Annotated in this window: 18 protein-coding genes; 4 read left to right on the plus strand and 14 right to left on the minus strand. The window is 63.8% G+C overall.

The features are described from left to right. Window positions 1-18: 18 nt before the first annotated feature. Complete coding sequence (locus PSEMO_RS19215) at window positions 19-930, minus strand: LysR family transcriptional regulator (protein ID WP_075804555.1); 912 nt, start codon at window positions 928-930, stop codon at window positions 19-21. A 177-nt stretch (window positions 931-1107) separates the two neighbouring features. On the opposite strand from PSEMO_RS19215, the gene PSEMO_RS19220 reads away from it, so the two are divergent. Beyond that, complete coding sequence (locus PSEMO_RS19220) at window positions 1108-3006, plus strand: acyltransferase family protein (protein ID WP_075804556.1); 1899 nt, start codon at window positions 1108-1110, stop codon at window positions 3004-3006. Window positions 3007-3351: 345 nt separating this feature from the next. On the opposite strand, the gene PSEMO_RS19225 is transcribed toward PSEMO_RS19220, so the two are convergent. Next, window positions 3352-4581 (minus strand): AAA family ATPase, encoded by a 1230-nt coding sequence (locus PSEMO_RS19225; RefSeq protein ID WP_075804557.1) that lies wholly within the window; start codon window positions 4579-4581, stop codon window positions 3352-3354. Between the two features lie 544 nt (window positions 4582-5125). On the opposite strand from PSEMO_RS19225, the gene PSEMO_RS19230 reads away from it, so the two are divergent. Beyond that, complete coding sequence (locus PSEMO_RS19230; protein ID WP_075804558.1) at window positions 5126-5368, plus strand: hypothetical protein; 243 nt, start codon at window positions 5126-5128, stop codon at window positions 5366-5368. A gap of 148 nt (window positions 5369-5516) precedes the next feature. Here PSEMO_RS19230 and PSEMO_RS19235 read toward each other — a convergent pair whose 3' ends face one another. The 4 genes from PSEMO_RS19235 to PSEMO_RS19250 form a co-directional block, all read right to left on the minus strand. Beyond that, window positions 5517-6731, minus strand: coding sequence for an OprD family porin (locus PSEMO_RS19235; RefSeq protein WP_256721161.1), 1215 nt, complete (start codon window positions 6729-6731; stop codon window positions 5517-5519). A 53-nt stretch (window positions 6732-6784) separates the two neighbouring features. Beyond that, window positions 6785-8101, minus strand: a complete 1317-nt coding sequence (locus tag PSEMO_RS19240; protein ID WP_075804560.1) for an MFS transporter — start codon at window positions 8099-8101, stop codon at window positions 6785-6787. 65 nt (window positions 8102-8166) lie between these two features. Beyond that, entirely contained in the window at window positions 8167-8649 is a 483-nt protein-coding gene (rraA, locus tag PSEMO_RS19245) for a ribonuclease E activity regulator RraA (protein WP_075804561.1), read from the minus strand. After that, complete coding sequence (locus PSEMO_RS19250; RefSeq protein ID WP_075804562.1) at window positions 8646-10592, minus strand: aconitase family protein; 1947 nt, start codon at window positions 10590-10592, stop codon at window positions 8646-8648. The genes rraA and PSEMO_RS19250 overlap by 4 nt, the downstream gene beginning before the upstream one ends. A gap of 96 nt (window positions 10593-10688) precedes the next feature. Here PSEMO_RS19250 and PSEMO_RS19255 point away from each other — a divergent pair, with 96 nt between their 5' ends. Then, the gene (locus PSEMO_RS19255) at window positions 10689-11585 is read left to right on the plus strand and encodes a LysR substrate-binding domain-containing protein (RefSeq protein WP_075804563.1); all 897 of its coding nucleotides are present in this window, start codon (window positions 10689-10691) and stop codon (window positions 11583-11585) included. A 68-nt stretch (window positions 11586-11653) separates the two neighbouring features. Here PSEMO_RS19255 and PSEMO_RS19260 read toward each other — a convergent pair whose 3' ends face one another. Beyond that, on the minus strand, window positions 11654-15172 hold the full coding sequence (locus PSEMO_RS19260) for an indolepyruvate ferredoxin oxidoreductase family protein (RefSeq protein ID WP_075804564.1): 3519 nt from the start codon (window positions 15170-15172) through the stop codon (window positions 11654-11656). Window positions 15173-15300: 128 nt separating this feature from the next. On the opposite strand from PSEMO_RS19260, the gene PSEMO_RS19265 reads away from it, so the two are divergent. After that, window positions 15301-16212 carry a LysR substrate-binding domain-containing protein gene (locus tag PSEMO_RS19265; RefSeq protein WP_075804565.1) on the plus strand — a complete coding sequence of 304 codons (912 nt, stop codon included), beginning with the start codon at window positions 15301-15303 and terminating at the stop codon, window positions 16210-16212. Window positions 16213-16325: 113 nt separating this feature from the next. Here the strand turns inward: PSEMO_RS19265 and PSEMO_RS19270 are convergent, their stop codons facing one another. The 7 genes from PSEMO_RS19270 to deoC all read right to left on the minus strand — a co-directional run bounded on the left by PSEMO_RS19270 (window position 16326) and on the right by deoC (window position 23150). Then, the gene (locus PSEMO_RS19270; RefSeq protein WP_075804566.1) at window positions 16326-16946 is read right to left on the minus strand and encodes a TetR/AcrR family transcriptional regulator; all 621 of its coding nucleotides are present in this window, start codon (window positions 16944-16946) and stop codon (window positions 16326-16328) included. A 128-nt stretch (window positions 16947-17074) separates the two neighbouring features. Beyond that, a complete protein-coding gene (locus PSEMO_RS19275) occupies window positions 17075-18148 on the minus strand; it encodes an endonuclease/exonuclease/phosphatase family protein (RefSeq protein ID WP_075804567.1) in 1074 nt (357 codons plus the stop codon). Between the two features lie 9 nt (window positions 18149-18157). Beyond that, window positions 18158-19132: a S1/P1 nuclease gene (locus PSEMO_RS19280; protein WP_178392025.1), complete on the minus strand. Its 975-nt coding sequence runs from the start codon at window positions 19130-19132 to the stop codon at window positions 18158-18160. Further along, on the minus strand, window positions 19122-19847 hold the full coding sequence (deoD, locus tag PSEMO_RS19285; RefSeq protein ID WP_075804569.1) for a purine-nucleoside phosphorylase: 726 nt from the start codon (window positions 19845-19847) through the stop codon (window positions 19122-19124). The genes PSEMO_RS19280 and deoD overlap by 11 nt, the downstream gene beginning before the upstream one ends. Beyond that, window positions 19847-21055 carry a phosphopentomutase gene (locus PSEMO_RS19290; RefSeq protein ID WP_075804570.1) on the minus strand — a complete coding sequence of 403 codons (1209 nt, stop codon included), beginning with the start codon at window positions 21053-21055 and terminating at the stop codon, window positions 19847-19849. Before PSEMO_RS19290 ends, deoD begins: the two co-directional genes overlap by 1 nt. Next, window positions 21052-22374 carry a thymidine phosphorylase gene (gene deoA / locus PSEMO_RS19295; RefSeq protein ID WP_075804571.1) on the minus strand — a complete coding sequence of 441 codons (1323 nt, stop codon included), beginning with the start codon at window positions 22372-22374 and terminating at the stop codon, window positions 21052-21054. The genes PSEMO_RS19290 and deoA overlap by 4 nt, the downstream gene beginning before the upstream one ends. Beyond that, window positions 22374-23150, minus strand: a complete 777-nt coding sequence (gene deoC / locus PSEMO_RS19300) for a deoxyribose-phosphate aldolase (RefSeq protein ID WP_075804572.1) — start codon at window positions 23148-23150, stop codon at window positions 22374-22376. Before deoC ends, deoA begins: the two co-directional genes overlap by 1 nt. Between the last annotated feature and the right edge of the window lie 15 nt (window positions 23151-23165).

Below are 23165 nucleotides of genomic sequence, written 5' to 3' on the forward strand. Positions count from 1 at the left end.
ATTGAAGGGGCCGTTCGATTAAATCGAAGGCTTGCGTCCGGAGCCGGGTTCCCGGGCCACGGTCAGGAACGGATCGACCAATGCCGGGCGTGCCGTGCCGCGGCGCCAGGCCAGGCCGATATCGAGGGTCTGGCTCAGGTCCGCCAGGGGGCGGGCCTCGATGATGTCGCCTTCCAGGGACCAGGGGCGGTAGGTCATGTCCGGCTGGATCGACACCCCCAGGCCCGCCGCGACCAGGCTACGCACCGCCTCGGTGGACGCCGTGCGCAGGCTGATCTGCGCCTGCAACCCCGCGCCGGCCCACATGCGCCGGGCGTTGTGCTCCATTTCATCGACGTTCAGCTGGATCAGCGGCTCGTTGGCCACATCGGCGAGGCTGATGCTGTCGCGTTCCAGCAACGGGTGCTGGGCGGGCAGCCAGAGGCGATGGGGCGAGTGGGTCAGCACCTCGGTTTGCAAGGCCAGGCGGTCTTCCAGGTTGGACAGGATCAGCACCCCCACATCGATTTCGCCGGCCACCAGCAGGTGTTCGATATAGGGGCGTTCGTCCTCGGTCACGCGGATTTGCACATTAGGGTAGGCGCGCTGGAAACGGGTAAGCAGGTCCGCCAGGTAATAACCGGCCACCAGGCTGGTCACGCCGATGGTGAGCTGCCCGGCGACCTGGTCGGTGCTCTGCTGCAGGCTGCGCTTGGCGTTGTCCACGGTGGCCAGGATCAGGTGCGCCTGACGCAGGAACTGATGACCCTGGTGGGTCAGGGTCATGCCTTTGGCGTGGCGGTTGAACAGGCTGACGCCGATCTCCTGCTCCAGTTGCTGGATCGCCAGGGTCAGGGTCGATTGGGAAATGAACACGGCCTGGGCGGCGGCGGAGATGGAACCGGTTTCCGCGACGGCGATGAAGTGGCGGATCTGGCGGAGGGTCATCATGGGGGCGGGGCTTTATTGGTTTTTATGGATGCCAGCCAGTCTATATCTTTTTTTTCGATAGGTAAGCGGGCAGAACGATTGCTGCACGCTGCTGCCCAACCGGCTATGGTGGGGACTGGCTTCACCGACAGCGGCCCACTGACGGGCTCATAAAAAAAAGAAAACGGATATTCCCCGATGCTTTTTCGCAACAACATCAACGCCCTGCGCGCGCTCGCCGTGATCGCCGTGGTGCTCTACCACTTCCATGTGCCTGGCTTCGAGGGCGGCTTTGTCGGCGTCGATGTGTTCTTCGTGATTTCCGGCTTCCTGATGACCGGGATCATCGTCGATGGCCTGCGTCGGGACGGTTTTTCCCTGCTCGGTTTCTATGCGTCCCGGGCACGGCGGATCATTCCCGCGCTGGCGGTACTGTGCCTGGCGCTGATGATCTTCGGCTTCGTCTACCTGCCGCTGGATGACTACCGCGAGCTGCTGCGCACGACCAAGGACAGCTTGCTGTTCACCTCCAACCTGCGTTTCGCCGGTGACGGCGACTACTTCTCGGCGCCGCTCCACGAGAACTGGCTGCTGCACACCTGGTCGCTGTCGGTGGAAATGCAGTTCTACCTCTTCTATCCGCTGTTGCTGCCGCTGCTGTTGCGCTTCCTCGGCGAGCGCGGCATGGCCTGGGTGCTGGCGCTGCTGGGCGGGGCCTCGCTGGCGGCGTCGGTGGTGTTGACCGAAAGCCATCCGGTGGCGGCGTTCTACCTGCTGCCGACCCGGGCCTGGGAGATGATCCTCGGCGGGTTGGTGTTCCTCTTCCCCCTGGGGCTCTCGCGGATCGGTCGCGGCCTGTTCGAAGGCGCCGGCCTGATGATGATTCTGCTCGCGGTGACCCTGTTCACCGGCCGTGACCCTTGGCCCGGCTACCTCGCGCTGGTGCCTGCGGTCGGTGCCGCGCTGGTGATCCTGGCCAACAGCAACTCGCTGTTCAGCCGGGTCGCACCGATGCAGTTCGTTGGGCGGATCTCCTACTCGGTCTATCTCTGGCACTGGCCGCTGGTGGTGTTCCTGTACATCTGCGGGCTGCTCGACAGCTCGCCCCACGTGTTCGTCGCGCTGCTGATCACCTTTGCCCTCGGCTACCTGTCGTATCGCTGGATCGAGTCCAGCGTCGGGAAAATCCGCCTGCCGTCGCGGGCGCTGCTCAAGCATTGCGGGCTGGCGCTGGTGCTGGTGGTGGTCGCCTCGGCCGGGGGCTCGCTGGTGAAGAAACACCCGGAGTTGCGTTTCGCCTTCGAGGAGCACGAACGGCCGGTCTATGCCAGCAAGCTGTACGAGCGCGAGTGCTACCCGGACGCCGATGACCGCGATGTGGTGGATTGCCGGCTGGGCGAGGGCGAGGTGCGGGTGATCCTGTTTGGTGACAGCCATGCCGAGTCGACGGCGGCGGCGGTGCAGGGCGTCAACCCGAGTGCGGCGCTGTCCTGGTCCCGGGGCGGCTGCCCGACCTTGCTGGATTTCCAGATGCAGGATCGCGAACTGGAGAGCAAATGCCACGTGTTCAACCAGCGCCGTTTCGATCTGCTGGAGCACGAGTATCCCGGCGTGCCGGTGGTCCTGCTCAGCCGTGCGGCGCTGTATTCCGATGACCGCCGGGAAAACCGCTTCCGCGTCTACTTCAATGGTCAGCGTCATCAGGAGTCCGCGGCGTTCGCCCGTGACTTCGATGCCGAATATGCCCGTACCGTGTGCACCCTGGCCGAACAGCGGCCGGTGTATATCGTGCGGCCGATTCCCGAGATGCCGTTCAGTGTCTACAAGGGGCTGAACCTGCAGGCGCGGATTCTGGGGAGCAAGTCGGATATTTCGGTGCCGGTGGAGGCTTACCGCGAGCGCAACCGTCGGGCCAATGAAGCGATCGATTTCGCGGCGCAGCGGTGTCAGGTGCAGGTGCTGGATCCGGCGCCGTGGTTATGTCCGAACGGGGAGTGCATGGGGTCGTTGGAGGGCAAGGCGTTGTACTTTGATGACAACCATCTGGTGGATTCGGGGAATCGGCGGTTGCAGGGGATGTTTCGCGGGTTCTTCTGAGCGATGGACTTCGCCTGCGACAAGCTGTAGTGGGCGAAGTCAGATTCAGCGTAGCGTCATCAGCACTGACCTGGTTCGTTCGAGAAACGCCGAGAAGCTGGGTATTTGAGTAGCCAGACCGGTAGTCCGAACCGCACCCAGCCGGGCTAGGCGGGCTGAGGTTGTTTTTTTGGACCTTACCCTTAACATGAACCCATGTCGGTGACTAGGGGTATCCTCCAGTCGATAAGCTGACCTCTACAGGCCTTGATCCTTGTTACATTTGTATGGCCTCTCCGCTCTGTGATTTTCCGAGTTGGGAGGCCATGCAGACTGTAAAATCTCCGCAATTCTCTATTTCCTTCCTCAACCTCCTCGATTTACTGCATCCGCCTTTTTCTCTCTTTTTCGCAGTTTTCCTTTGCCGTGACATTCTGTTTGCATAGCTGCTTTGTCATTTGCAGCACATTCCTCGGCTAGTAACGACAGACTTGTGTCCACGAAAGCCTCGCCAGGACCCATAATCCGCAACTTCTCTGCCATTTTGGAGATTTCAAATAGCGGGACGGTTCTTGTGCCGCCATCAAAAGATCTATAGACGAATCGTACGGATTGCTTGGCTAGATCATCCGGAAGATAGTTCAGGATCATTGGACTATGAGTGGTGACAATAATCTGCCGACCACAAGTTCGGATGACATCCACCAGCTTCTCGACGACTTCCGGGCTTACGCCGTTTTCGATTCCGTCGAAAAGCAGAAGCGAGTTGTGACTTGCTGAATGAGCGAGAATGGCGAGAAGCCTCAAGACGCCATCATTTATATACGTGGCATCTACGTCAACCCGCTTTCCGTCATGCTCTTCGATTAGTGAGAGCTTTTTCCATCTACCGCGTTCTTGTTTTACCTTGAAATCAACAACGGGCGGGTAGAATCTCTTCAGCAGGCCTACCAGGCTTGCCCGAGCCTCTCCTTTGATCCCATATAGGAGCGGCGATAGTTTTTCACCTTCTATCTCGATATCAGCAGCTGCTTCTCGATAAGACAACCTCACCAAAGGAGGTGAGAGAAGCTCGAGGGATCGGATATTCGAGAGCTCCGATTTGACTTCCTTCAATTCTGGGGGCATCGCATCCTCCTTGAAGGCTGAGAGTATGGAACCTTGGTAGTTGAACGTTACTGTGACGTCATCTCTGCTACCGCTCTCCAAAAGCATGGAGTATCGTCCCATGTCGAGTGAAAATATCATTTCTCCGTTTGATATATCCAGAACTCGTTCTGTCGGACATATCATGGATGAACTTTTGAAATCTGCAGTCCAAGCTAAATCCCTTCCATTTTTGCTCTTGATTCGCGCGGACAATTGGATATGTGAGTTCGACACAATTTTCGAGTGCAGCTCCGAGGCATTCCATCGGCGGTCAGACAGCCATTGAGCGACATCGCCTCGGGCTAGATGAGATATGAAGTCCAGAAGATGAAGTGCCGAACTTTTGCCTGCACCATTCAAGCCAACAAGGCAAGTAAAGTCTTGAAGGTTTTCGGCTTTGAAGTTAATCATCGATTTGAAATAAAGTGCACCGATCTCAACAATCATGAAGGCGCGACCTGTTCTGTCTGAGGTGTCTTAGGCGTTTGACCAAGCACACGCTCGGATCAACGTTGCGTCGAAATGTATCGCAAGCGTAGATCCACTCATTGCGCTTGTTCTCGAAGCGGCCGTCAAAGAAAAGGCCAAGACGTCTCCGACTCAAGGTCGGTAGGGGTCTTGGCACTGTTGGCATGGGGGAATTCTACACATCCACAAGATGTTGCATATCAGCCGGGAACTTCAGCGATTTCCGACTTTCTTGTAGGCAATTTCCCAAGCATACTCCCCGGCCCGTTTTTTGGTTGCGTGGGGTGGAAAGGGTGCCTAGTCTGCGTCCGTCGTTGTTAGCGCAATGACCGGATTTAGCAGTCCGTGTTTCCCAGAAAACCCCTTGAGCCACCATTTTTATGGCGGCTGTACGTGCGGGCGCCTTCGGGTGCGCCGGGTATATGGGTTCTGGGCCCGGTCTGCTAACCCGCGTACAGTCGCCACCCTTCGTTTAGCAGCGAATCGTGGTTTTTCGATCCTTAAATAACCGGACCCCGAAACCATGAAAAAAATCGTTCCTGATCCACCCTATGCGCTCTACACCACACCCGGCCTGACCCGCGAGGAAGCCATGCAGCATGCACTGGACCACCTCGACAAGGCCCTCAGCAACGTGTCCCTCCTGCCGGCTCCACCGATGGAACACCACCTGGAAATGCTCAACTATGCGTTGCTCGACCTGAAGATCAGCAAGGCGATGATGACGGTGGCGGTGGCGGCTTCGACCTTGAGTGTTCAGGTCTGACAGATCGCCGCGTACCTCTGTAGGAGCGTGGCTTGCCCGCGAAGGACCGCGTAGCGGTCCCAAAATGGTGTGGTCAGTGAGATTTTGGGACCGCTAGCGCGGTCCTTCGCGGGCAAGCCACGCTCCTACCTGGAGGGTGTTTCGGCAGTTAGAGGAACTTGATCTGGTAGCTCAGGATCACCCGGTTCTCATCCGCACTGTCCGCATAATTTGACCGGTTGGTGGCATTCCTCCACCTCAGCGACAGGTTCTTCAACGGCCCACCCTGCACCGTATAGGTCAGGTCCGTGGCCCGCTCCCATTCCTTGCCATCCTCCCCGCCAGCCCGCAGCGCCGCGCCACGACTGGTGCGAATATGCTCCGGGTCCACCTCGTCCCCCTTCACATAGCGCAGGTTGAAGGTCAGCCCCGGCACCCCGAGCGCCGCGAAGTCATAGTCATAGCGCAGATGCCAGACCCGCTCGTTCTGCAGGGCAAAGGTGCTGACCAGCATCTCGCTGAACAGGTAGGTGTCGCTGCCATTGAGATAGGCAAACGCCGTATCCCCCGAGCCCTTCTGATACCCGCCACTGAATCCGTGTCCGCCGATCTTGTAGCCGACATTCGAACTCACCGTGCGGTTATCCACCTCACCCGCCAAGGCCCGTCCCTCATCGCGAGCAACGAAGTAGCGCACCTCGCCAAACAGCTTGCCGTCCCCGAGCAGCTGACTGAACTGCACCCCGGCATAATCCCGCCGGTAGATATCGTCGAGCCGCGCAGAGTGATAGCTCAGGGTCACTGCATCGAGCTTGTAATCCGCCCCCGCGTAATCCATCCCGTCACTGCGCGCAGCGCTGGAGAACCCGCCGGACATGCTGCTGATCGCCAGGTCCTCGAAGTCCGAAGAGTCCCGGTACTTCACCTGATCGATGCGGCCCAGGGTCAGCGTGAGATTGTCGATATCCGTGGACGTCAGCAACCCGCCATTGAACACCTGCGGCAACAGGCGACTGTAGTTGGCCGCCAGCAATGGAAGGGTCGGTGTCAGCGCACCGATGCGCAGTTCGCTGTTGCCCAGGCGTACCTTGGCCGTGGGCGCGAAGGTGGAGAAATCATCCACCGCACGCCGATCAGTATTCCTCGGCAGCAGCCCGGTCCCGGCGCGGTCCGCGCTGGAATCCAGCTTGAGCCCGAGCAGCCCCAGCGCATCCAGACCGAATCCCACCGTGCCCTCGGTGTACCCGGACTGCACCTTGAGCACGAAGCCCTGGGCCCATTCCTCCCGCTTCGACTGGGTCGCCTCGGGATTGCGGAAATCCCGGCTGAAATAGAAGTTGCGTACCTCCAGCCCCGCCTTGGTATCCCCGACGAAATCAGCCATGACCTGGCCCGACCCCAGCCCCATACCAAGCAGCACAACACCATGCCCGAGCCTCATTTGGCCACCCGCTCTTTCGGCAGGCCCCAGAGAATCACAGCGACGCAGATCAGGCAGAACGGCGCCAGGGCGAGCATGCCCATGTAGGTGTTGCCGGTCAGGTCATTGATGTAGCCCACCAGCAACGGCGCGACCATGCCGCTCAACTGCCCGACGGTATTGATCGCCGCGATGCCACCGGCAATCGCCAGCCCGGCGAAGGCCTGCTGGGGAATGGTCCAGAAGATCGGGATGGCGATGAACACGCCGGCTGTGGCGAGAATCAGGAAGCTGGTCAGCAGCACATAGTGATCATTGAAGAAGCATGCGGCGAAGTAGCCGACGGCACCCACCGCCATGCACTGCCACAGGTACTTGCGCCGTTCGCCCGAGGCGTCGGAACGGCGGGTGACGATGATCATGCCGACGGCCGCGACCAGGTAGGGCAGGGCGGTGAGGAAGCCCACCGCCAGCTGGTTCTTCACCCCGGCCGAACTGATCAGGTGCGGCATCCAGAAATTCAGGCCGTAGCCGGTGAGCTTGATCATGAAGTAGATCACCGAGAGGATCGCCACCTCACGGGTGAAGATCACCTTGAGCAGCGAGGCATGGATCGGCTTGCTCTCCTTGCGGTCGTTGTCGAGGTTGCGCTGGAGAATGTCCTTCTCCTGTTGGTTCAGCCATTTCGCCGACTGGATATCGCGGTCGAGACGGAACAGCACGATCACCCCGAGCAGCGCGCAGGGCAGCCCCGAGAGCACGAACAGCCAGTGCCAGCCGGCCAGGCCGAGGAAGCCGTTCATGTATTCGAGGATAAAGCCCGACACCGGCGCACCGAGCATCCCCGACAGCGGGATGGAGAGGAACCACAGGCCGTTCATGCTGGCGAGGTTCTTCTTCGGGAACCAGCAGGCGAGATAGAACAGCAGCGCCGGCCCGAACCCGGCTTCCATCACGCCGATCAAAAAGCGCAGGAAGTACAGGGTGTATTCGTTGTAGGCGAACACCAGGGCGGCGGTGGCCAGGCCCCAGGAGACCATGATCCGGCAGATCCAGCTGGGCGCGCCGTAGCGTTTCAGGCCGTAGCTGCTGGGCACTTCGAAGAGCACGTAGCCGAAGAAGAAGATGCTCGCGGCAAAGCCGTAGGCCGCGTCGCTCAGGCCCAGTTCGGCCTGCATCTGGGTCTTGGCGAAGCTGATGTTGATGCGGTCGAAATACGAGAACAGGAAGCAGATGATCGTCAGCGGCAGGATGCGCCAGGCAACTCGGCGGTACAGCAGCAGTTCCTGCAGGTCGCGAGCGCCGTCGGTGGCACTCTGGGTCAGGGTGGCCATGGTGTATTTCTCCATTGTTGTAGTTGTCGGAGAGTCAGGGTGCTGCGCGCAGCAGCCATCGGTTTTCAGCGTTTCGGCAGGGCAAGCTCCTGTCGGGCCAGCAGCACGCCGTCCTCATCGGCGTACAGCCAGTCCCCGGGTTCGACGGACACGCCGCCCAGCAACAGGGGCACATCGAGCTTGCCGCCCTCACGGTTATGCGAGCGCTGTGGCCAGGAGCCGAGGGCGAGGATGCCCAGCTCGAGGCTGGCCAGCGCATGGCGGTCACGGACATTACCGTTGATCAGCACCCCGGCCCAGCCATTGGCCAGGGCCAATGCGCCAAGGCGATCACCCAGCAGGGCGCCGGGGTCGCCACCGGCTTCGATCACCAGCACGCGCCCGGCGCCGGGCTCGGCCAGCTTCTGGCGGATCTCGCCATTGCAGCCGAGGGCGTAGAGTGTCACCACCGGCCCGCTGAACTGCCGCCGCGCGCCGAACCACTGCCAGTCGCCCGGCAGGATGCGCAGTTCGGCGCCATAGTGGTCGCAGAGATCGGCGGTGTTCATGCCACCTCCGCCTGCAGCTCGGCGAAGCTGGCAAGGCGGCCGAGCAGGGCGCTGGCGGCCACGGTGTAGGGGCTGCCGAGCCAGACCTGGCCCGGTCCGGAGCGACCGGGGAAGTTGCGGTTGATCGCGCTGATGGTGACCTGCTCGGCCCGCGTCGAGGACCCCGGCCCGCAGTTCGCGCAGGCGCCGCAGCCGGGCATGATCAGCTCGACGCCGACTTGCTGGAAGGTCTCCAGGTAGCCCTGTTCACGGCAGTAGTCACGCACCGCCAGGGTGCCGAATTGCAGGTACAGGCGGGTGTGGTCGGCCACCTTCAGGCCGCGCTTCAAGCCCCAGGCCAGCACCTCGTGGTAATAGTCGAAATCCTCGCGCTTGCCGGCGGTGCAGGAGCCGCCATAGGCGATATCCACGGCCACCGGGCCGTCCAGATCGTCGAGGGCCATGCCGTTGCCCGGGTCACCCGGCGCCGCCACCAGCGGCGACAGGCGGGAGCAGTCGATGACGATGCGTTCCTTGTACTCGGCGTGGGCATCGCTGAACAGCCAGTCCTCCAGCTCGATCTCGATGCCGCGCCGTTCACGCAGGAACTCCACCACCTTGCGGTCCGGCGCGACGATCCCGGTAAAGCCGCCCAGCTCGGCGACCATATTGGTCAGGGTCGCCCGCTCGTCGACCGACAGTGCGCGCACCGCTTCGCCGCAGTACTCGAACACCGCGCCGATGGCCTGGCCCTGGCGGATCGGCTCGCTGCGCAGCAGTTCGAGGACGATGTCCTTGGCGGTGACATCAGCGCGCAACCGGCCGGTCAGTTCCACCTTGATGGTTTCCGGCATGCGGCAGCGGATGAAGCCGGTGGCCCAGCTGTTGGCGATATCCGTGGCCCCGGCGCCGAAGGCCAGGCAGCCAAGGGCGCCCGAGTGCGGCGAGTGGGAGTCGGTGCCGACCACCACCTGGCCGGGCAGGGCATGGAGCTCGCTCATCAGCGCGTGGCAGATGCCTTCCGAACCGCTCTCGCCCTTCAGTGCGCCATGGGCCACCACCGGGTAGCGGCGGACGAATTCGTCATGGGCCGAGGCCAGGCCGCCGACCGCTGCCAGCAGGTTGTCGCGGATATGCGGGTAGCTCTGGTTGGCGAGGATCAGGTGGTCCTGGAAGGCGATGATTTCGTGGGGGCGGGCCAGCTCCAGGTGTTCACCGAAGGCTTCGTGCATGAAGTGCGCGCACATGCCGGTGAAGTAGTCGTGGCTGAAGCGCCAGTCGGCGGAGAGGAACAGGCCGTCGCCCCGTGCGACTTCGCCGGCAGGCGCGACGCGGCGGCGTTCGATGATCTTTTCCACCAGGGTCAGGGGCCGGTGCGTCGGCAGCGGGTTGAAGACCTTCTCCGGCTGGCGTGGCAGGTGCAGCTTGCTGTAGGCCAGCAGGCCGCCGGCGCGGATCACTTCCTGGGTCACCGCATCGCGGCCGGTGAGGAACTCCTCCAGGTCGATGGCTTCGCCGTTGCGAATGCGCTCGATCAGGGAGAAATCGGTGGAGGTGTAGATGCCGATGTTGTCGCAGTTCTGCCGGTAGATGCGCTCGAAGCTCTCGGCGATGATCAGGCGGATGCCGGCGGACTTTTCCGCCAGCGGGCTCGACTCGCGGGACGAACCCTTGCCGTAGCGCTTGCCGGCCACGGTGATCTCGAAGCCGCCGTTTTTCACCGCGTCGTTGCCGATGGGCAGTTGGCCTTCGGTCTTGAAACCGACGTAGGGGTAGGTACCCAGGCGTGAGTCGTAGGTCATCATGATCACCACCGGGGTGATCTCGTCGGTGGAGATGTTGTCGCGCAGGGGCAGGGCGTCGGCGAGGGCCAGGTCGCGCCCGCCGAGCTGCTCGCTGACGGTCTGATGGCTGCAGGACAGGAAAAGAAAACGGCCGGCGAATTGAATTTTTCTTGTAGTCATAGTTATCTCCTCAACGCCCTGCATGTTAGGAACTGTGCAGCAGGGGCTGTAGTGATGAATATTCACGGCCGCCATCACCAAATATCGGGACCCTCCATGCAAACCCTCTGGCGCTTCGATCCGACCTCGCTGAAGCTGTTTATCGCCGCCTGCGACGAAGGCAGCATCGCCCGCGCCGCCGAGCGCGAAAGCATGGTGCCGTCGGCGGTGAGCAAGCGCATTGGCGAGCTGGAAGAGGCGGTGGGCGCGCCCTTGCTGTACCGGCACCAGAAGGGCATCGAGCCGACCCCGGCGGGGATCTGCCTGCTCGGGCATGCCCGGCATGTGCTGGAGGAGCTGGCGCGGATGAGTGCCGACCTGTCGCAGTTCGCCAGTGGCGATCGCGGGCATATCCGTATCAGCGCCAACCGTTCGAGCATCATTCAGTTTTTGCCCGAGGACCTGAGCCGGTTCCAGCGGGCGCATCCGAATATCGCCATCGAGTTGCAGGAGCGCACCAGCGAGCAGGTGGGCGACGACGTGCTGGGCAACCAGGCTGACCTGGGGATTGGTGCGGACCTGACCGGGCTGGCGGACAAGGGCTTGCGAGTGCAGGACTATCGCTCGGACCAGTTGGTGCTGATCGTCCCGGCCGGGCATGCGCTGGCGGGGCTGGAGCGGGTGCAGTTCGCCGAGACGCTGGGGTATGGGCATATCGCGCTGCACCGCGACAGCCCGCTGTACCGCATGCTCGACAAGGCCGCGCGGGCGGCGCGCAAGAGCATTCGCTACGGGATTCATCTGCAGAGCTTCGACGCGGTGTGCCGGATGGTGCAGGCGGACCTGGGGATTGCGGTGATTCCGCGGCGGGCGGTGAGCTTGCAGCCCGAGGGCGCCGGGTTGGTGTGTGTGCCGTTGGCGGATGAATGGGCGGTGAGGCGGTTCCAGATTGTCAGTCGGGGAGAGGGGTATTTGTCGGCGGTGTGCCGGGGTTTCCTGGATTTCCTGGCTTGATTTGATGTTGCTGCTGATGGCCTCATCGCTGGCTTGCCAGCGATGAGGCCATTAGCAACACAGCAGCTTCAGACCTGAGTCACCTGAATCCTCTGCGCACCGACCTCATGAAACCGCGGCCCATTACGCCATTCATCCAGCAACCGCTCCTTCTCCTGCCCCGCATTCCCCAGGTAGCGGTCCTTCACCGGCCCATACCCCCGCACCGCATCCGGCAACCGCGCGAGCTTCACCGCCAGTTCCAGATTGTCCGCCCGCAGCCCGTGCTCCACTTCATCCAGCAGTGCCTCGTAAGCGCGCAGCCATTCCAGCTCGACCTTGCGCTCGTGGGTCCGGGCAAACGGGTCGAGCCAGGTATTGCGGATCCGCCGCACCTTCGCCAGCACCTTGAAGCCCTTCATCATCCACGGCCCGTAACTGGCCTTCTTGCCCTTGTTGAACACCGGTGGCGCCAGGTGGAAGTTGAGCCGGTAATCGCCCTCGAACGTCTCCTCGACCTTCTTCAGGAAATCTCCCTGGGTAAACAACCGCGCCACCTCGTACTCATCCTTGATCGCCAGCACTTTGAAGTAGTGCCGCGCCACCGCCTCGGACAATGAACCGGGAGCACCACGCAGCTTTGTCTCGGCAGCGATAAAGCGCTCCACCCGTGCCTTGTAGCGTTGCGCAAAAGCCGCATCCTGATACTCGACAAGCTGCTCCACCCGCCGCGCTACCACCTCGTCGAGGCTCTGCGACAACGCCGGTCCGGTCGCCTTGCGCAGCAATTGCCGCACCCGCGGCAGATCTACCGCCGCTCTGCGGCCCCAGAGAAACGCCGCCTTGTTGAACGGCACCGCCGCGCCATTGATCTCGATGGCCTGCAACAGCGCTGCCTCGCCTACCGGCAGCCAGCCTTTCTGGCAGGCGAAGCCGAGCATGAAGGTGTTGGTCGCGATCGAATCCCCCATCAGCGCCGTCGCCAGACGACTGGCATCGATGAACTCGGCCTGGCCTTCGCCCACCGCCTCGCGGATCTGCCCGTTCATTGCGGCGGTCGGGAACTGCGTATCCGGATGCCGCTGCAGATCCCCGGTTTCCGCCTGCCGGGCGAAGTTGCGCACGAAGGCGCTGGTCAGGCTTTCCTCGCTGTTGACCAGGGCATGGGTCACGCCCTGGCGCAGCTTCGACAGGGTCTCGGCATTGGCACTGACCACCAGGTCGCAACCCAGCAGCAGGTTGGCCTCGCCCTCGGCAATCCGCGGTGCATGCAGCTCTTCCTGGCGGCGGGCGATACGGATATGCGACCACACGGCGCCGCCTTTCTGCGCCATCCCGGCCATGTCCAGATTGAGCGTGCCTTTGCCCTCGATGAAAGCGGCCATGCCCAGCAGCGCGCCAATGGTCACCACGCCGGTACCGCCGACCCCGGTGATCAGGATGCTGCACGGTTGTTCCAGGCTGGCCAGCTGCGGCGTCGGCAGAGCCCAGTCATCGGTTTGCGCCAGGGCCTTGGGCTTGCGCAGGCTGCCGCCTTCGATGGTGACGAAGCTCGGGCAGAAGCCGTTGAGGCAGGTGAAGTCCTTGTTGCACGAAGACTGGTCGATGGCGCGCTTGTTGCCGAACTCGGTCTCGACGCTGGTCACCGACATGCAGTTGGACTTGCTGCTGCAATCGCCACAGCCCTCGCACACCGCTTCGTTGATCAGCACCCGGCGGGCCGGGTCGGGGAACTTGCCGCGCTTGCGACGGCGGCGTTTTTCCGCGGCGCAGGTCTGGTCGTAGATGATCGCCGAGACGCCTTTGAACTCGCGCAACTCTTTCTGCACGTCGTCCATCCTGTCGCGCCGCAGCACCGGTACGCCGGCCGCGAGGTCGGTGATCTGCGCATAGCGCGTGGTGTCGTCGGTGACCACGACAATGCGTCCGACCCCTTCGGCAGCCAGTTGCCGGGAGATCTGCGGCACCGTCAGGGTGCCGTCCACCGGCTGCCCGCCGGTCATGGCCACGGCGTCGTTGTAGAGGATCTTGTAGGTGATGTTGACCTTGGCCGCGACCGACGCGCGGATTGCCAGCAGCCCGGAGTGGAAGTAGGTGCCGTCGCCGAGGTTGGCGAACACGTGGGGCGTTTCGGTGAACGGCGCCTGGCCGATCCAGGCCACGCCTTCGCCGCCCATCTGGCTGAAGGTCTTGGTCTGCGGATAGATCCACGCCGCCATGTAGTGACAGCCGATTCCGGCCAGCGCGCGGCTGCCTTCCGGGACCTGGGTCGAGCTGTTGTGCGGGCAGCCGGAGCAGTAGTGCGGCACGCGGTCCATCAGGGTGTCGAAGCGTTGCTGGGCCGAAAGCTGGGCGTCCAGCACCGCCAGGCATACCTGCAATTCACCGCTCTGGTGATGGCCGAGGATGCGCTTGGCCAGGGCCCGGGCGATCTGCGCCGGGGTCAGGTCGCTGGTGGCCGGTAGCAGCCAGTCGGTGTGCGGCCGGGTCCATTCGCCCTTGTCGTCGAACTTGCCGACGATGCGCGGGCGCACGTCCGCGCGCCAGTTGTACAGCTCTTCCTTGAGCTGGTACTCGAGCATATGGCGCTTCTCTTCCACCACCACGATCTCGTCCAGGCCCTCGGCGAACTGGCGCACGCCCTCGGCATCCAGCGGCCAGACCATGCCGACCTTGTACACCCGCAAACCGATCTGCGCGGCACGGGTGTCGTCGATGCCGAGGATCTTCAGGGCCTGGCACACGTCCAGGTAGGACTTGCCCGAGGTGACGATGCCGATCCGCGCCTTGGGCGAATCCATGACGATACGGTCCAGGCCATTGGCCCGGGCATAAGCGGCGGCTGCGTAGAGCTTGTGTTCCAGCAGGCGTTGTTCCTGGGCCAGGGGCGGGTCGGGCCAACGGATATTCAGGCCGCCCTCGGGCAACGGGAAGTCGGGGATCAGCGGCTGCACCCGGTTCAGGTCGATATCCACCACGGCGCCGCTTTCCACGGTATCGGCCACCGCCTTCATCGCCACCCAGCAGCCGGAATAGCGCGACATGGCAAAGCCGTGCAGGCCGTAGTCGAGGTATTCCTGCACGCCGGACGGTGCCAGCACCGGCATCATCACCGCCTTGAAGATGTGTTCGGTCTGGTGCGGCAGGGAGGAGGAGCGGGCGCCATGGTCGTCGCCGGCAATCGCCAGCACGCCGCCGAACTGCGAGGTGCCGGCGGCATTGGCATGGCGGAACACATCGCCGCAGCGGTCCACGCCCGGGCCCTTGCCGTACCAGATGCCGAACACACCGTCGTAGCTGGCGCCCTCGAACAGGTTCACCTGCTGGGTGCCCCACAGCGAGGTGGCGGCGAGGTCCTCGTTGAGGCCGGGATGGAATTTCACCTTCTGCGTCTGCAGATGCTCGCGGGCCTTCCACAGTGCCTGGTCGAAGCCGCCCAGGGGCGAGCCGCGGTAGCCGGAAATGAAGCCGGCGGTGTTCAGGCCGGCGGCGAGGTCGCGCTGGCGCTGCATCAGCGGCAGCCGCACCAGCGCCTGGACGCCGGTCATCAGCACCTTGCCGGTTGCCTGGGTGTATTTGTCGTCCAGCGTGGGAAGCACGGTACTCATGGCCAATCCTCCAGTTTCTTGTTGTTCAGGCGACCGTGGAGGCGGTGCGCTGATTTGCGCTGGAGTCTATGAAGGTGGCCGGGTTATCGTAAATTCATAAAAAATGCGAACAGGTATCAGAAAAGCAAATGTCCACTCGCAACGATATCTCCATGCGCCAGCTCCGCTACTTCGTCGCGGCGGCGGAATTGGGCCAGTTTTCCCAGGCGGCGCTGACCGTGCATGTGTCGCAGTCGGCGATCACCGCGGCGGTCAGCCAGTTGGAGGACATGCTTGGCGTGCGCCTGTTCGAGCGCCTGCCTCATGGGGTGAGCCTCACGGCCGAAGGGCACAAGTTCTACCGGCATGCCCGGCATATTCTCGACACCCTGCAGGACGCCGTGGCCCAGCCGCTGTTCCAGCGCGACAGCCTGGCGGGCACGGCGCGGGTCGGGGCGTCGTACACCGTGCTGGGGTATTTCCTGCCGACCTTGCTGGCGCGCTTCAAGCGCAGTTACCCGCAGGTGGAGATCGACCTGATCGACATGGACCGGCAGGGGATCGAGCGTGGGGTGGCCAGTGGCGAGCTGGATTTGGGGCTGACCATCCTGTCCAACGTCGATGCGGCGCAGCCGTTCGAGCGGCATGTGCTGATGCGCTCGCGCAGGCAGTTATGGCTGGCCAGTGATCACCCGCTGATGGCGCTGGAGAGCGTGACCCTGGCGGATATCGCCGGGCATGCGTACCTGATCGCGACGATGGACGAGGGGGAGCGTTCGGCGATGCGCTATTGGCAGGCGGCGGGGCTGGAGCCGCGGGTGGCGTTTCGCACGACCTCGGTGGAGGCGTTGCGCGGGCTGGTGGCCCATGGGTTCGGGGTGACCATTCTCTCGGACATGATCTACCGGCCCTGGTCGCTGGAGGGCAAGCGCATCGAGGCGCGGCCGGTGGCGGGGAACGTGCCGCCGATGGAGCTGGGGTTGATCTGGCAGGGGCAGCGGGAGATGCCGGAGGCGGCGCGGGCGTTTCAGCAGTTTCTGATTTCGGCGACGCATGTGTAGTGGGCTTTCGGGCCTCATCGCTGGCAAGCCAGCTCCCACAGGGTTCGGCAGCGCCACGGACACTGTGGGAGCTGGCTTGCCAGCGATAGGGCCCGAGAGAACAACCCATCCTCTCAGGGCTCCAGCCCAATCCCCCGCAACACCACCGCCGTAATCGTCTGCACCGCCTGCTCGAACTGCTCATCACTCAACGGTTGATGCCCGTTCAACGCCCGTACCTGGTAATCGAAATCCGCATAGTGCTGGGTCGAGGCCCAGATCATGTACAGCAGGGCCGACGGTTCGATCGGCTTGATGCGCTTTTCCTCCACCCATTGGCGGATCTTGTTTTCCTTGTACTTGGCCCCGGCAAACAGGTGCTCATCGAGAATGTCCCGGAACAACGGCGCACCATGCATGATCTCGTTGGCCCACAACTTCGAACCATGGGGCCGGGTGCGCGAGTGGGTCATCTTCTCGCGCACGTAGCTGGTCAGCACCACCCGCGGGTCATCGAAGTGGGCAAAGCACGCGCCTTCCTTCTCCCAGACGCTGAGCAGGTTGACCAGCACCTCGCGGTACAGCTCGTCCTTGGTGGTGAAGTAGTAGTGCAGGTTGGAACGCGGCAGGTCGGCGCGCTTGGCGATGTCGGACATGGACGTGCCCGCATGCCCCTGCTCGGCGAAGACCTGCTCGGCAGCCAGGAGGATTTTTTCGACGTTCTTGCGACGAATGTTGATCTTGTGGTTACTCATTCCATTCCCGACCAGGGGTAAGTAGTTCAGTTTCAGACGCTCGATCAATGGACAGGCGCCACATCCCTTGGCGCGTATTGGCCATCATGTCGCTATCAGGCACGACCGGTCTTGAGCGTAGTCATGCCTCAAGGCGCACGTCGATAGATTTCCGCGTACATCGGCCAGTGGTCGGACACGCCCTCCGGGTATTTACCGCCTTCGAAACGCGCCGGCGAACCCCATTTGTTGACCTGGTACGGGCTCGCCTTCGGCGTGCGAATACTTGCACTGTCGACCTTCCAGCCATTGAAGCCGTTGCCGCTCATTTCCTGGGGGAACAGCAGGATGTCGAAGAACGACCACTGCCGCTCGCGGTGATAGTAGTAGCTGCCCTGGCACTCGGCACAGCCGATCAGGTGCGACACGCTCCAGGTGCTGGCGAGGTTGTTGGCGATGTAGCGGTGCTTCACCTCTTCAGCGGCATTGATATTGAAATCACCGCCGACGATCGGCAGTACATCCGCCGGCAACTGCTTTTTCAGCTCGGCCAGGTAGTCCACCGCCTGGCGCCGCAGATAAACCGGCCCGCCACCGGAAGGCAGGTGCACGGCGAACACCGAGGCCTTCTGCCCGTCCGGCAGGAGCAGGCGCACTTCGAGGATGCCGCGGGTCTTGCCGGTCTTGTCCGAGTCGTCGCCGTTCTCGTTTTTGTACGGCACGCGATGCAGGATCGGCTCGCCCCATTGCGGCAGGCGGCTGAGTACCGCCGTGTCGATGCCGCGCTCGTCCCAGCCTTCCAGCAGCACCCGGGTCTGGTAGCCAGACTTGTCGAGGCGGCTGTTGAGCTGCTCCACCACATTGCGGTTTTCCACTTCATCCAGCATCAGGATGTCCGGCCCGCGACCGGCGTCGATTTGCTCGATCACCAAGGCCAGACGGGTGAGTTTTTCCTTGAGCCGGGCGTCGGTCCAGTCGTTGTTCTCGCACTCCTCGCGCCAGGGCTTGACCGTGATCTTCGCGCAGGTCGCCAGCCATTCCGGATGCGCCTGCTTCAGGCTCAGGGGCAGGTAGGCGTAGTCCTCCTTGCCCTCGTCATGCCGGGTGTCGAAGAGGTTTTCGACGTTGTAGGTCATCAGTGAAACACGCTGCTCGGGAGCCGGCGTGGAGGCGCAGCCGGCCAGGCCCAGGGCGAGCAGCAGGGACAGGTGAAGTCGGGTCATGACAGGGTCTCAGGAGGCAGGACGACCGGCGACCAGCGCCGCATTCAGCAGTTTGGCCAGGCGCACCGAAGCCAGTTGCACCTGCTGCTCGGCCACCGGCACGAAGGTGCTCATGTACTTGGCGTCGATCCCGCCACTGCCGCCGCTCGGGGCCTTCTCGTTCATCAGCTTGTCGCCACGGCTGTATTCCTTGCCGGTGCGGTTGTACTCGATGGCCTTGGCCGCATAGTCGATACCGCCGTCATCCTCGTCGTCGCCCTGGGCGCGGTGGGTCGGCAACTTGCGCTTCTTCTCGGCTTTCTGCGGGTAGATGCTGTCGTCACGCACGATGCGGCAGGCCTGTTGCGACCATTGCGCCGGGTCGGCGGAGTCGGCAGCGGGCAGGCTGGCCTGCAGCTTGTCGGCGTAGGCTTTTACATCGAGCCTGGCCGAGCCGAGCAGGAAGTCATCCCACACCTGGCGCAGGTTGTAGGTCTTGCCGCCGGCAGTGACCGGGAAGTCGTAGCCGCCCTTGTCGTCCTTGAAGCTGTTGTTCAGCGGCGAGCTGGCGTCGCTGCTGTGGTGGATCAGAAACAGCAGGGCCATCAGGCGGGTCTGGTTCGGTGCCTTGGGGTCAGCGAGGGCCTTGCTGTTCTGCTCGATGGCCGCCACCGAGCAGGCGCCACCGGGGCAGTCGCGGGGCAACTGGAAGGTGCAGTCGTCGGCCTTGTAGATCACCAGGCGCTGGTTCCTGGTCTTCTCCCACAGCTCCTTGGTCTGCGGATTCTTGTCCAGGTTGCCGGCCCAGTTGGCGACCACGGCGAAGTCGTCCTGCTTGATCAGGCCGAGAAGACGCATGGCTTCGGCCTTGGCTTCCGGGGTCAGCTGGCGCTGGGTCAGTTCACCGACCAGGGCGGTGCCTTGCTGGCCCCAGGCGAACACCTGGCCAGCCCACAGACCGGCGACCAGCACCAGGCCATTGCGTAGGGATTTGCTAACAGTCACTTGCAGGTTCTCCATGGAGGGCATCGAGGGTCAGTTGCATCATGGCGTGGAAGTCCAGTTGCCGTTGTTCGGCCGTCAGGGCTTCGCCGGTGAGGATGTGGTCGCTGACGGTGAGCACCGTCAGCGCCTGCTTGCCCAGTTCGGCGGCCACGCCGTAAAGGCCGGCAGCCTCCATTTCCACGGCGAGGATGCCCATGCGGGTCATGCGCTCGAACAGCGTGGGATCAGGCTCGTAGAACAGGTCGGCGGAAAAGACATTGCCCACGTGTACCGCCTGGCCTGCGGCATCGGCGGCGCGCACGACCTTTTCCAGCAGGCGGTAGTCGGCGATGGCGGCGAAGTCGAAGCCGTTGAGGCGCTTGCGGTTGACCGCCGAATCGGTGCTGGCACCCATGCCGAGCACCAGGTCGCGCACGCCGATCCGCGCCTGCACCGCACCGCAACTGCCGACCCGGACGATGCGCTCGACACCGTACTGGCTGAACAGCTCGTGGGCGTAGATCGACACCGAGGGGATGCCCATGCCCGAGCCCATCACCGAGATGCGCTGGTCGCGGTAGAGGCCGGTGTAGCCGAGCATGTTGCGGATGCCGTTGACCTGGCGGACATCGCTCAAGTAGGTGTCTGCGATCATTTTCGCGCGCAGCGGGTCGCCGGGCATCAGTACCGTTTCAGCGAAATCGCCCGGCTGGGCGGCGATATGGGGCGTAGGCATCAGGCGTCTCCTTCCAGGAACGAACGGCCATGGGTACAGGCGGGCAGGGCGAAGAACTGCGCCAGGGTCTGGCCGATATCGGCGAAGCTGTCCCGCTCGCCAAGGCTGCCGGCGCGCACGCCGTTGCCCCAGGCGAGGACCGGGATATGTTCACGGGTGTGGTCGCTGCCGGCGGCGCTGGGGTCGCAGCCGTGGTCGGCGGCGAGGATCAGCAGGTCGCCCGCCTGCATACGTGCCAGCAGCTCGGGCAGGCGGCGGTCGAAGGCTTCGAGGGCGGCGGCATAGCCGGCGATGTCCCGGCGATGGCCGTAGAGCATGTCGAAGTCGACGAAGTTGCTGAATACCAGGGTGTTGTCCGGGGCTTCGTCCAGGGCCTGCAAGGTGGCGTCGAACAGGGCGTCGTTGCCGTCGCCCTTGTACAGGCGGCTGATGCCCTGGTGGGCGAAGATGTCGCCGATCTTGCCCACGGCGAACACCTGCCCGCCGGCCTCGCACAGGCGCTCGAGCAGGGTCGGGGCCGGTGGCGGCACGGAGTAGTCGTGGCGGTTGCCGGTGCGGCGGAAACTCGCGGCGTCCTCGCCCACGAACGGCCGGGCGATGACCCGGCCGATGTTGTACGGATCGCACAGCTCCCGGGCCAGCTCGCACAGGGCGTACAGGCGGTCGAGGCCGAAGTGGGTTTCATGGGCGGCAATCTGCAGCACGCTGTCGGCCGAGGTGTAGACGATCGGCTCGCCGCTGCGCAGATGTTCCTCGCCCAGTTGCTCGATGATGGTGGTGCCCGAGGCATGGCAGTTGCCGAGGATGCCCGGCAACTGGCCGCGCTCGATCAGGGCATCGAGCAGGGCTGGCGGGAAGCTGTGTTCCAGCGCGGAGAAATAGCCCCAGTCGAACAGCACCGGCACCCCGGCCATTTCCCAATGACCGGACGGCGTGTCCTTGCCGCTGGACAGCTCCCGGGCATAACCCCAGGCACCGTCCACTTCCGCTTCGGCACTGAAACCCGGCGGGAAGGCCCCGCCGCTGAGCGCTGCCGCATGACCCAGGCCGAGCCGCGCCAGGTTGGGCAACTGCAACGGCTTGCCCTCGCGGGCCCGGGCCTCGGCGATATGCAGCAGGGTGTTGGCCCCGGCATCGCCGAAGCGTTCGGCATCGGCGCTGGCGCCAATGCCGAAGGAGTCGAGGACCAGCAGCAGCGCACGTTTCATGACGGCTCCAGGCACAGGCCGGAGATCAGCGCCGGTGCTTCATAGGGAAGGGTGGCGATGGTGTAGGCGGCCTGCACGGCGGCGGCGGCACGCTCGGCCTGATCCAGGTTGCGGGCATGCACCAGCGCCAGCGGCTTGTTCGAACCCACCGCTTCGCCGGGGAAGCACAGCTCGCTCAGGCCCACCGACGGGTCGATCGGGTCCTGCGGATTGCTGCGCCCACCACCCAGGCCAACCACGGCCAGGCCGATGGCGCGGGTATCGATGCTTTGCACGATGCCGGCCTGCGGCGCCGGAACCGGAATCACCACCGGCGCGGCGGCCAGATACCGCTCCGGACGCTCCACCAGGTCCGCCGGGCCATCCAGCGCCTCGACCATCCGCGAAAAACGCTGCAAGGCCGCACCGCTCTGCCAGGCATGCAGCAGTTGTTCGCGGGCCAGTTCGACGCTGCTGGCCAGGCCGGCGCAGAGCAGGGTCTGTTCCGCCAGGGCCAGGGTCACGTCCCACAGGCGCTGGCTGCGCACGTCGCCGCGCAGCAGGGCGATGGCTTCTTCCACTTCCAGGGCATTGCCCGCCGAGCGGGCCAGGGGCTGGCTCATATCGGTGATCAGCGCGCGGGTGCGCACGCCGGCACCGTTGGCCACTGCAACGATGCTTTCCGCCAGCGCCGCCGCATCGCTGGCCTGGGCCATGAACGCACCGTTGCCGACCTTCACGTCGATCAGCAGCACATCCAGCCCGGCCGCCAGCTTCTTGCTGAGGATCGAGGCGATGATCAGGTCGATGGATTCCACCGTGCCGGTGACATCGCGGATGGCGTACAGGCGCTTGTCCGCCGGGGCCAGGTCGTTGGTCTGGCCGATGATGGCGCAGCCGACGCTGGCGACTACTTCGCGCAGTTTCGCCATGTCCGGCTGGCTGTCGTAGCCGGGGATGCTGTCGAGCTTGTCGAGGGTGCCACCGGTATGCCCGAGGCCACGCCCGGAGATCATCGGCACGTAGCAGCCGCAGGCGGCCAGCAGCGGGGCCAGGGGCAGGCTGACCAGGTCGCCGATGCCGCCGGTGGAATGCTTGTCCACCACCGGACCGGGCAGGTTCCAGCTCAGTACCCGGCCGGAGTCGCGCATGGCCGAGGCCAGGGCGATGCGTTCATCGACGGTCATGCCCTTGAGCAGCACGGCCATGGCAAAGGCGGCGGCCTGGCCCTCGCTGATGCTGAAGTCGGTGATGCCGCTGACGAAGCGGCGGATATCCGCATCGTCGAGCACCCTGCCGTCGCGCTTGCGGCGGATCACTTCCTGTGGGAGCCAGGTCATCAGTACGACCCTCCGCCAACGTTTGCGCTATCGACGCCGGCATGCGCCAGCAGATCGCCGAGCAGGCTGGAGGCGCCGAGACGCAGATGGCGTGGGGAGATCCACTGGCTGCCATTGAGCTGTTCGGCCAGCTCCAGGTAGACCTGCGCATCGGCCAGGGTCTTCATGCCGCCGGCCGGTTTCAGGCCGACGTTCATGCCGCTGGAAGCGATGCATTCGAGCATGATCCGCGCCGCCTCGGCGGTGGCATTGACCGCCACCTTGCCGGTGCTGGTCTTGATGAAATCGGCACCGGCCTCGATGGCATCCAGGCTGGCCTGGCGGATCAAGGCCGGGTCGGCCAGTTCGCCGGTTTCCAGGATCACCTTGAGCAGCGCGCGGTCGGCGCACAGGGCCTTGCAGGCTCGGACCAGGGCGAAGCCGCTGTCGGCATCGCCGGCCAGCAGGGCGCGGTAGGGGTAGACCACGTCGATCTCGTCGGCACCGTCGGCCAGGGCCTGGCGGGTCTGTTCCAGCACCTCGTCCAGTGGCGCAGTGCCGGCGGGGAAGTTGGTCACGGTGGCAACCGCCACGGTCTGCCCGCCGAGCTCATCGAGGGTGCGTCGGGCCAGGGCGACGAAGCGCGGATAGACGCACACCGCGGCGGTCGGGCCGGCGGCGGTCATGGCCCGCTGGCACAGCTCGACGATGCGCCCGTCGGTGTCATCGTCGTTCAGGGACGTCAGGTCCAGCAGCGCAATCAGCTTGCGCGCGAGTGTTGCTTGTTGGTCTGTCATATCGGGTTCACGCGA

Source organism: Pseudomonas putida, from assembly GCF_001941965.1.
Classification (GTDB): domain Bacteria; phylum Pseudomonadota; class Gammaproteobacteria; order Pseudomonadales; family Pseudomonadaceae; genus Aquipseudomonas; species Aquipseudomonas putida_L.

Excerpts from the sequence above, each read along its gene's own strand:
- PSEMO_RS19215 (WP_075804555.1), bottom strand. The coding sequence starts at position 930 with ATGATGACCCTCCGCCAGATCCGCCACTTCATCGCCGTCGCGGAAACC.
- PSEMO_RS19220 (WP_075804556.1), top strand. The coding sequence starts at position 1,108 with ATGCTTTTTCGCAACAACATCAACGCCCTGCGCGCGCTCGCCGTGATC.
- PSEMO_RS19225 (WP_075804557.1), bottom strand. The coding sequence starts at position 4,581 with ATGATTGTTGAGATCGGTGCACTTTATTTCAAATCGATGATTAACTTC.
- PSEMO_RS19230 (WP_075804558.1), top strand. The coding sequence starts at position 5,126 with ATGAAAAAAATCGTTCCTGATCCACCCTATGCGCTCTACACCACACCC.
- PSEMO_RS19235 (WP_256721161.1), bottom strand. The coding sequence starts at position 6,731 with ATGGCTGATTTCGTCGGGGATACCAAGGCGGGGCTGGAGGTACGCAAC.
- PSEMO_RS19240 (WP_075804560.1), bottom strand. The coding sequence starts at position 8,101 with ATGGCCACCCTGACCCAGAGTGCCACCGACGGCGCTCGCGACCTGCAG.
- rraA (WP_075804561.1), bottom strand. The coding sequence starts at position 8,649 with ATGAACACCGCCGATCTCTGCGACCACTATGGCGCCGAACTGCGCATC.
- PSEMO_RS19250 (WP_075804562.1), bottom strand. The coding sequence starts at position 10,592 with ATGACTACAAGAAAAATTCAATTCGCCGGCCGTTTTCTTTTCCTGTCC.
- PSEMO_RS19255 (WP_075804563.1), top strand. The coding sequence starts at position 10,689 with ATGCAAACCCTCTGGCGCTTCGATCCGACCTCGCTGAAGCTGTTTATC.
- PSEMO_RS19260 (WP_075804564.1), bottom strand. The coding sequence starts at position 15,172 with ATGAGTACCGTGCTTCCCACGCTGGACGACAAATACACCCAGGCAACC.
- PSEMO_RS19265 (WP_075804565.1), top strand. The coding sequence starts at position 15,301 with ATGTCCACTCGCAACGATATCTCCATGCGCCAGCTCCGCTACTTCGTC.
- PSEMO_RS19270 (WP_075804566.1), bottom strand. The coding sequence starts at position 16,946 with ATGAGTAACCACAAGATCAACATTCGTCGCAAGAACGTCGAAAAAATC.
- PSEMO_RS19275 (WP_075804567.1), bottom strand. The coding sequence starts at position 18,148 with ATGACCCGACTTCACCTGTCCCTGCTGCTCGCCCTGGGCCTGGCCGGC.
- deoD (WP_075804569.1), bottom strand. The coding sequence starts at position 19,847 with ATGCCTACGCCCCATATCGCCGCCCAGCCGGGCGATTTCGCTGAAACG.
- PSEMO_RS19290 (WP_075804570.1), bottom strand. The coding sequence starts at position 21,055 with ATGAAACGTGCGCTGCTGCTGGTCCTCGACTCCTTCGGCATTGGCGCC.
- deoA (WP_075804571.1), bottom strand. The coding sequence starts at position 22,374 with ATGACCTGGCTCCCACAGGAAGTGATCCGCCGCAAGCGCGACGGCAGG.
- deoC (WP_075804572.1), bottom strand. The coding sequence starts at position 23,150 with ATGACAGACCAACAAGCAACACTCGCGCGCAAGCTGATTGCGCTGCTG.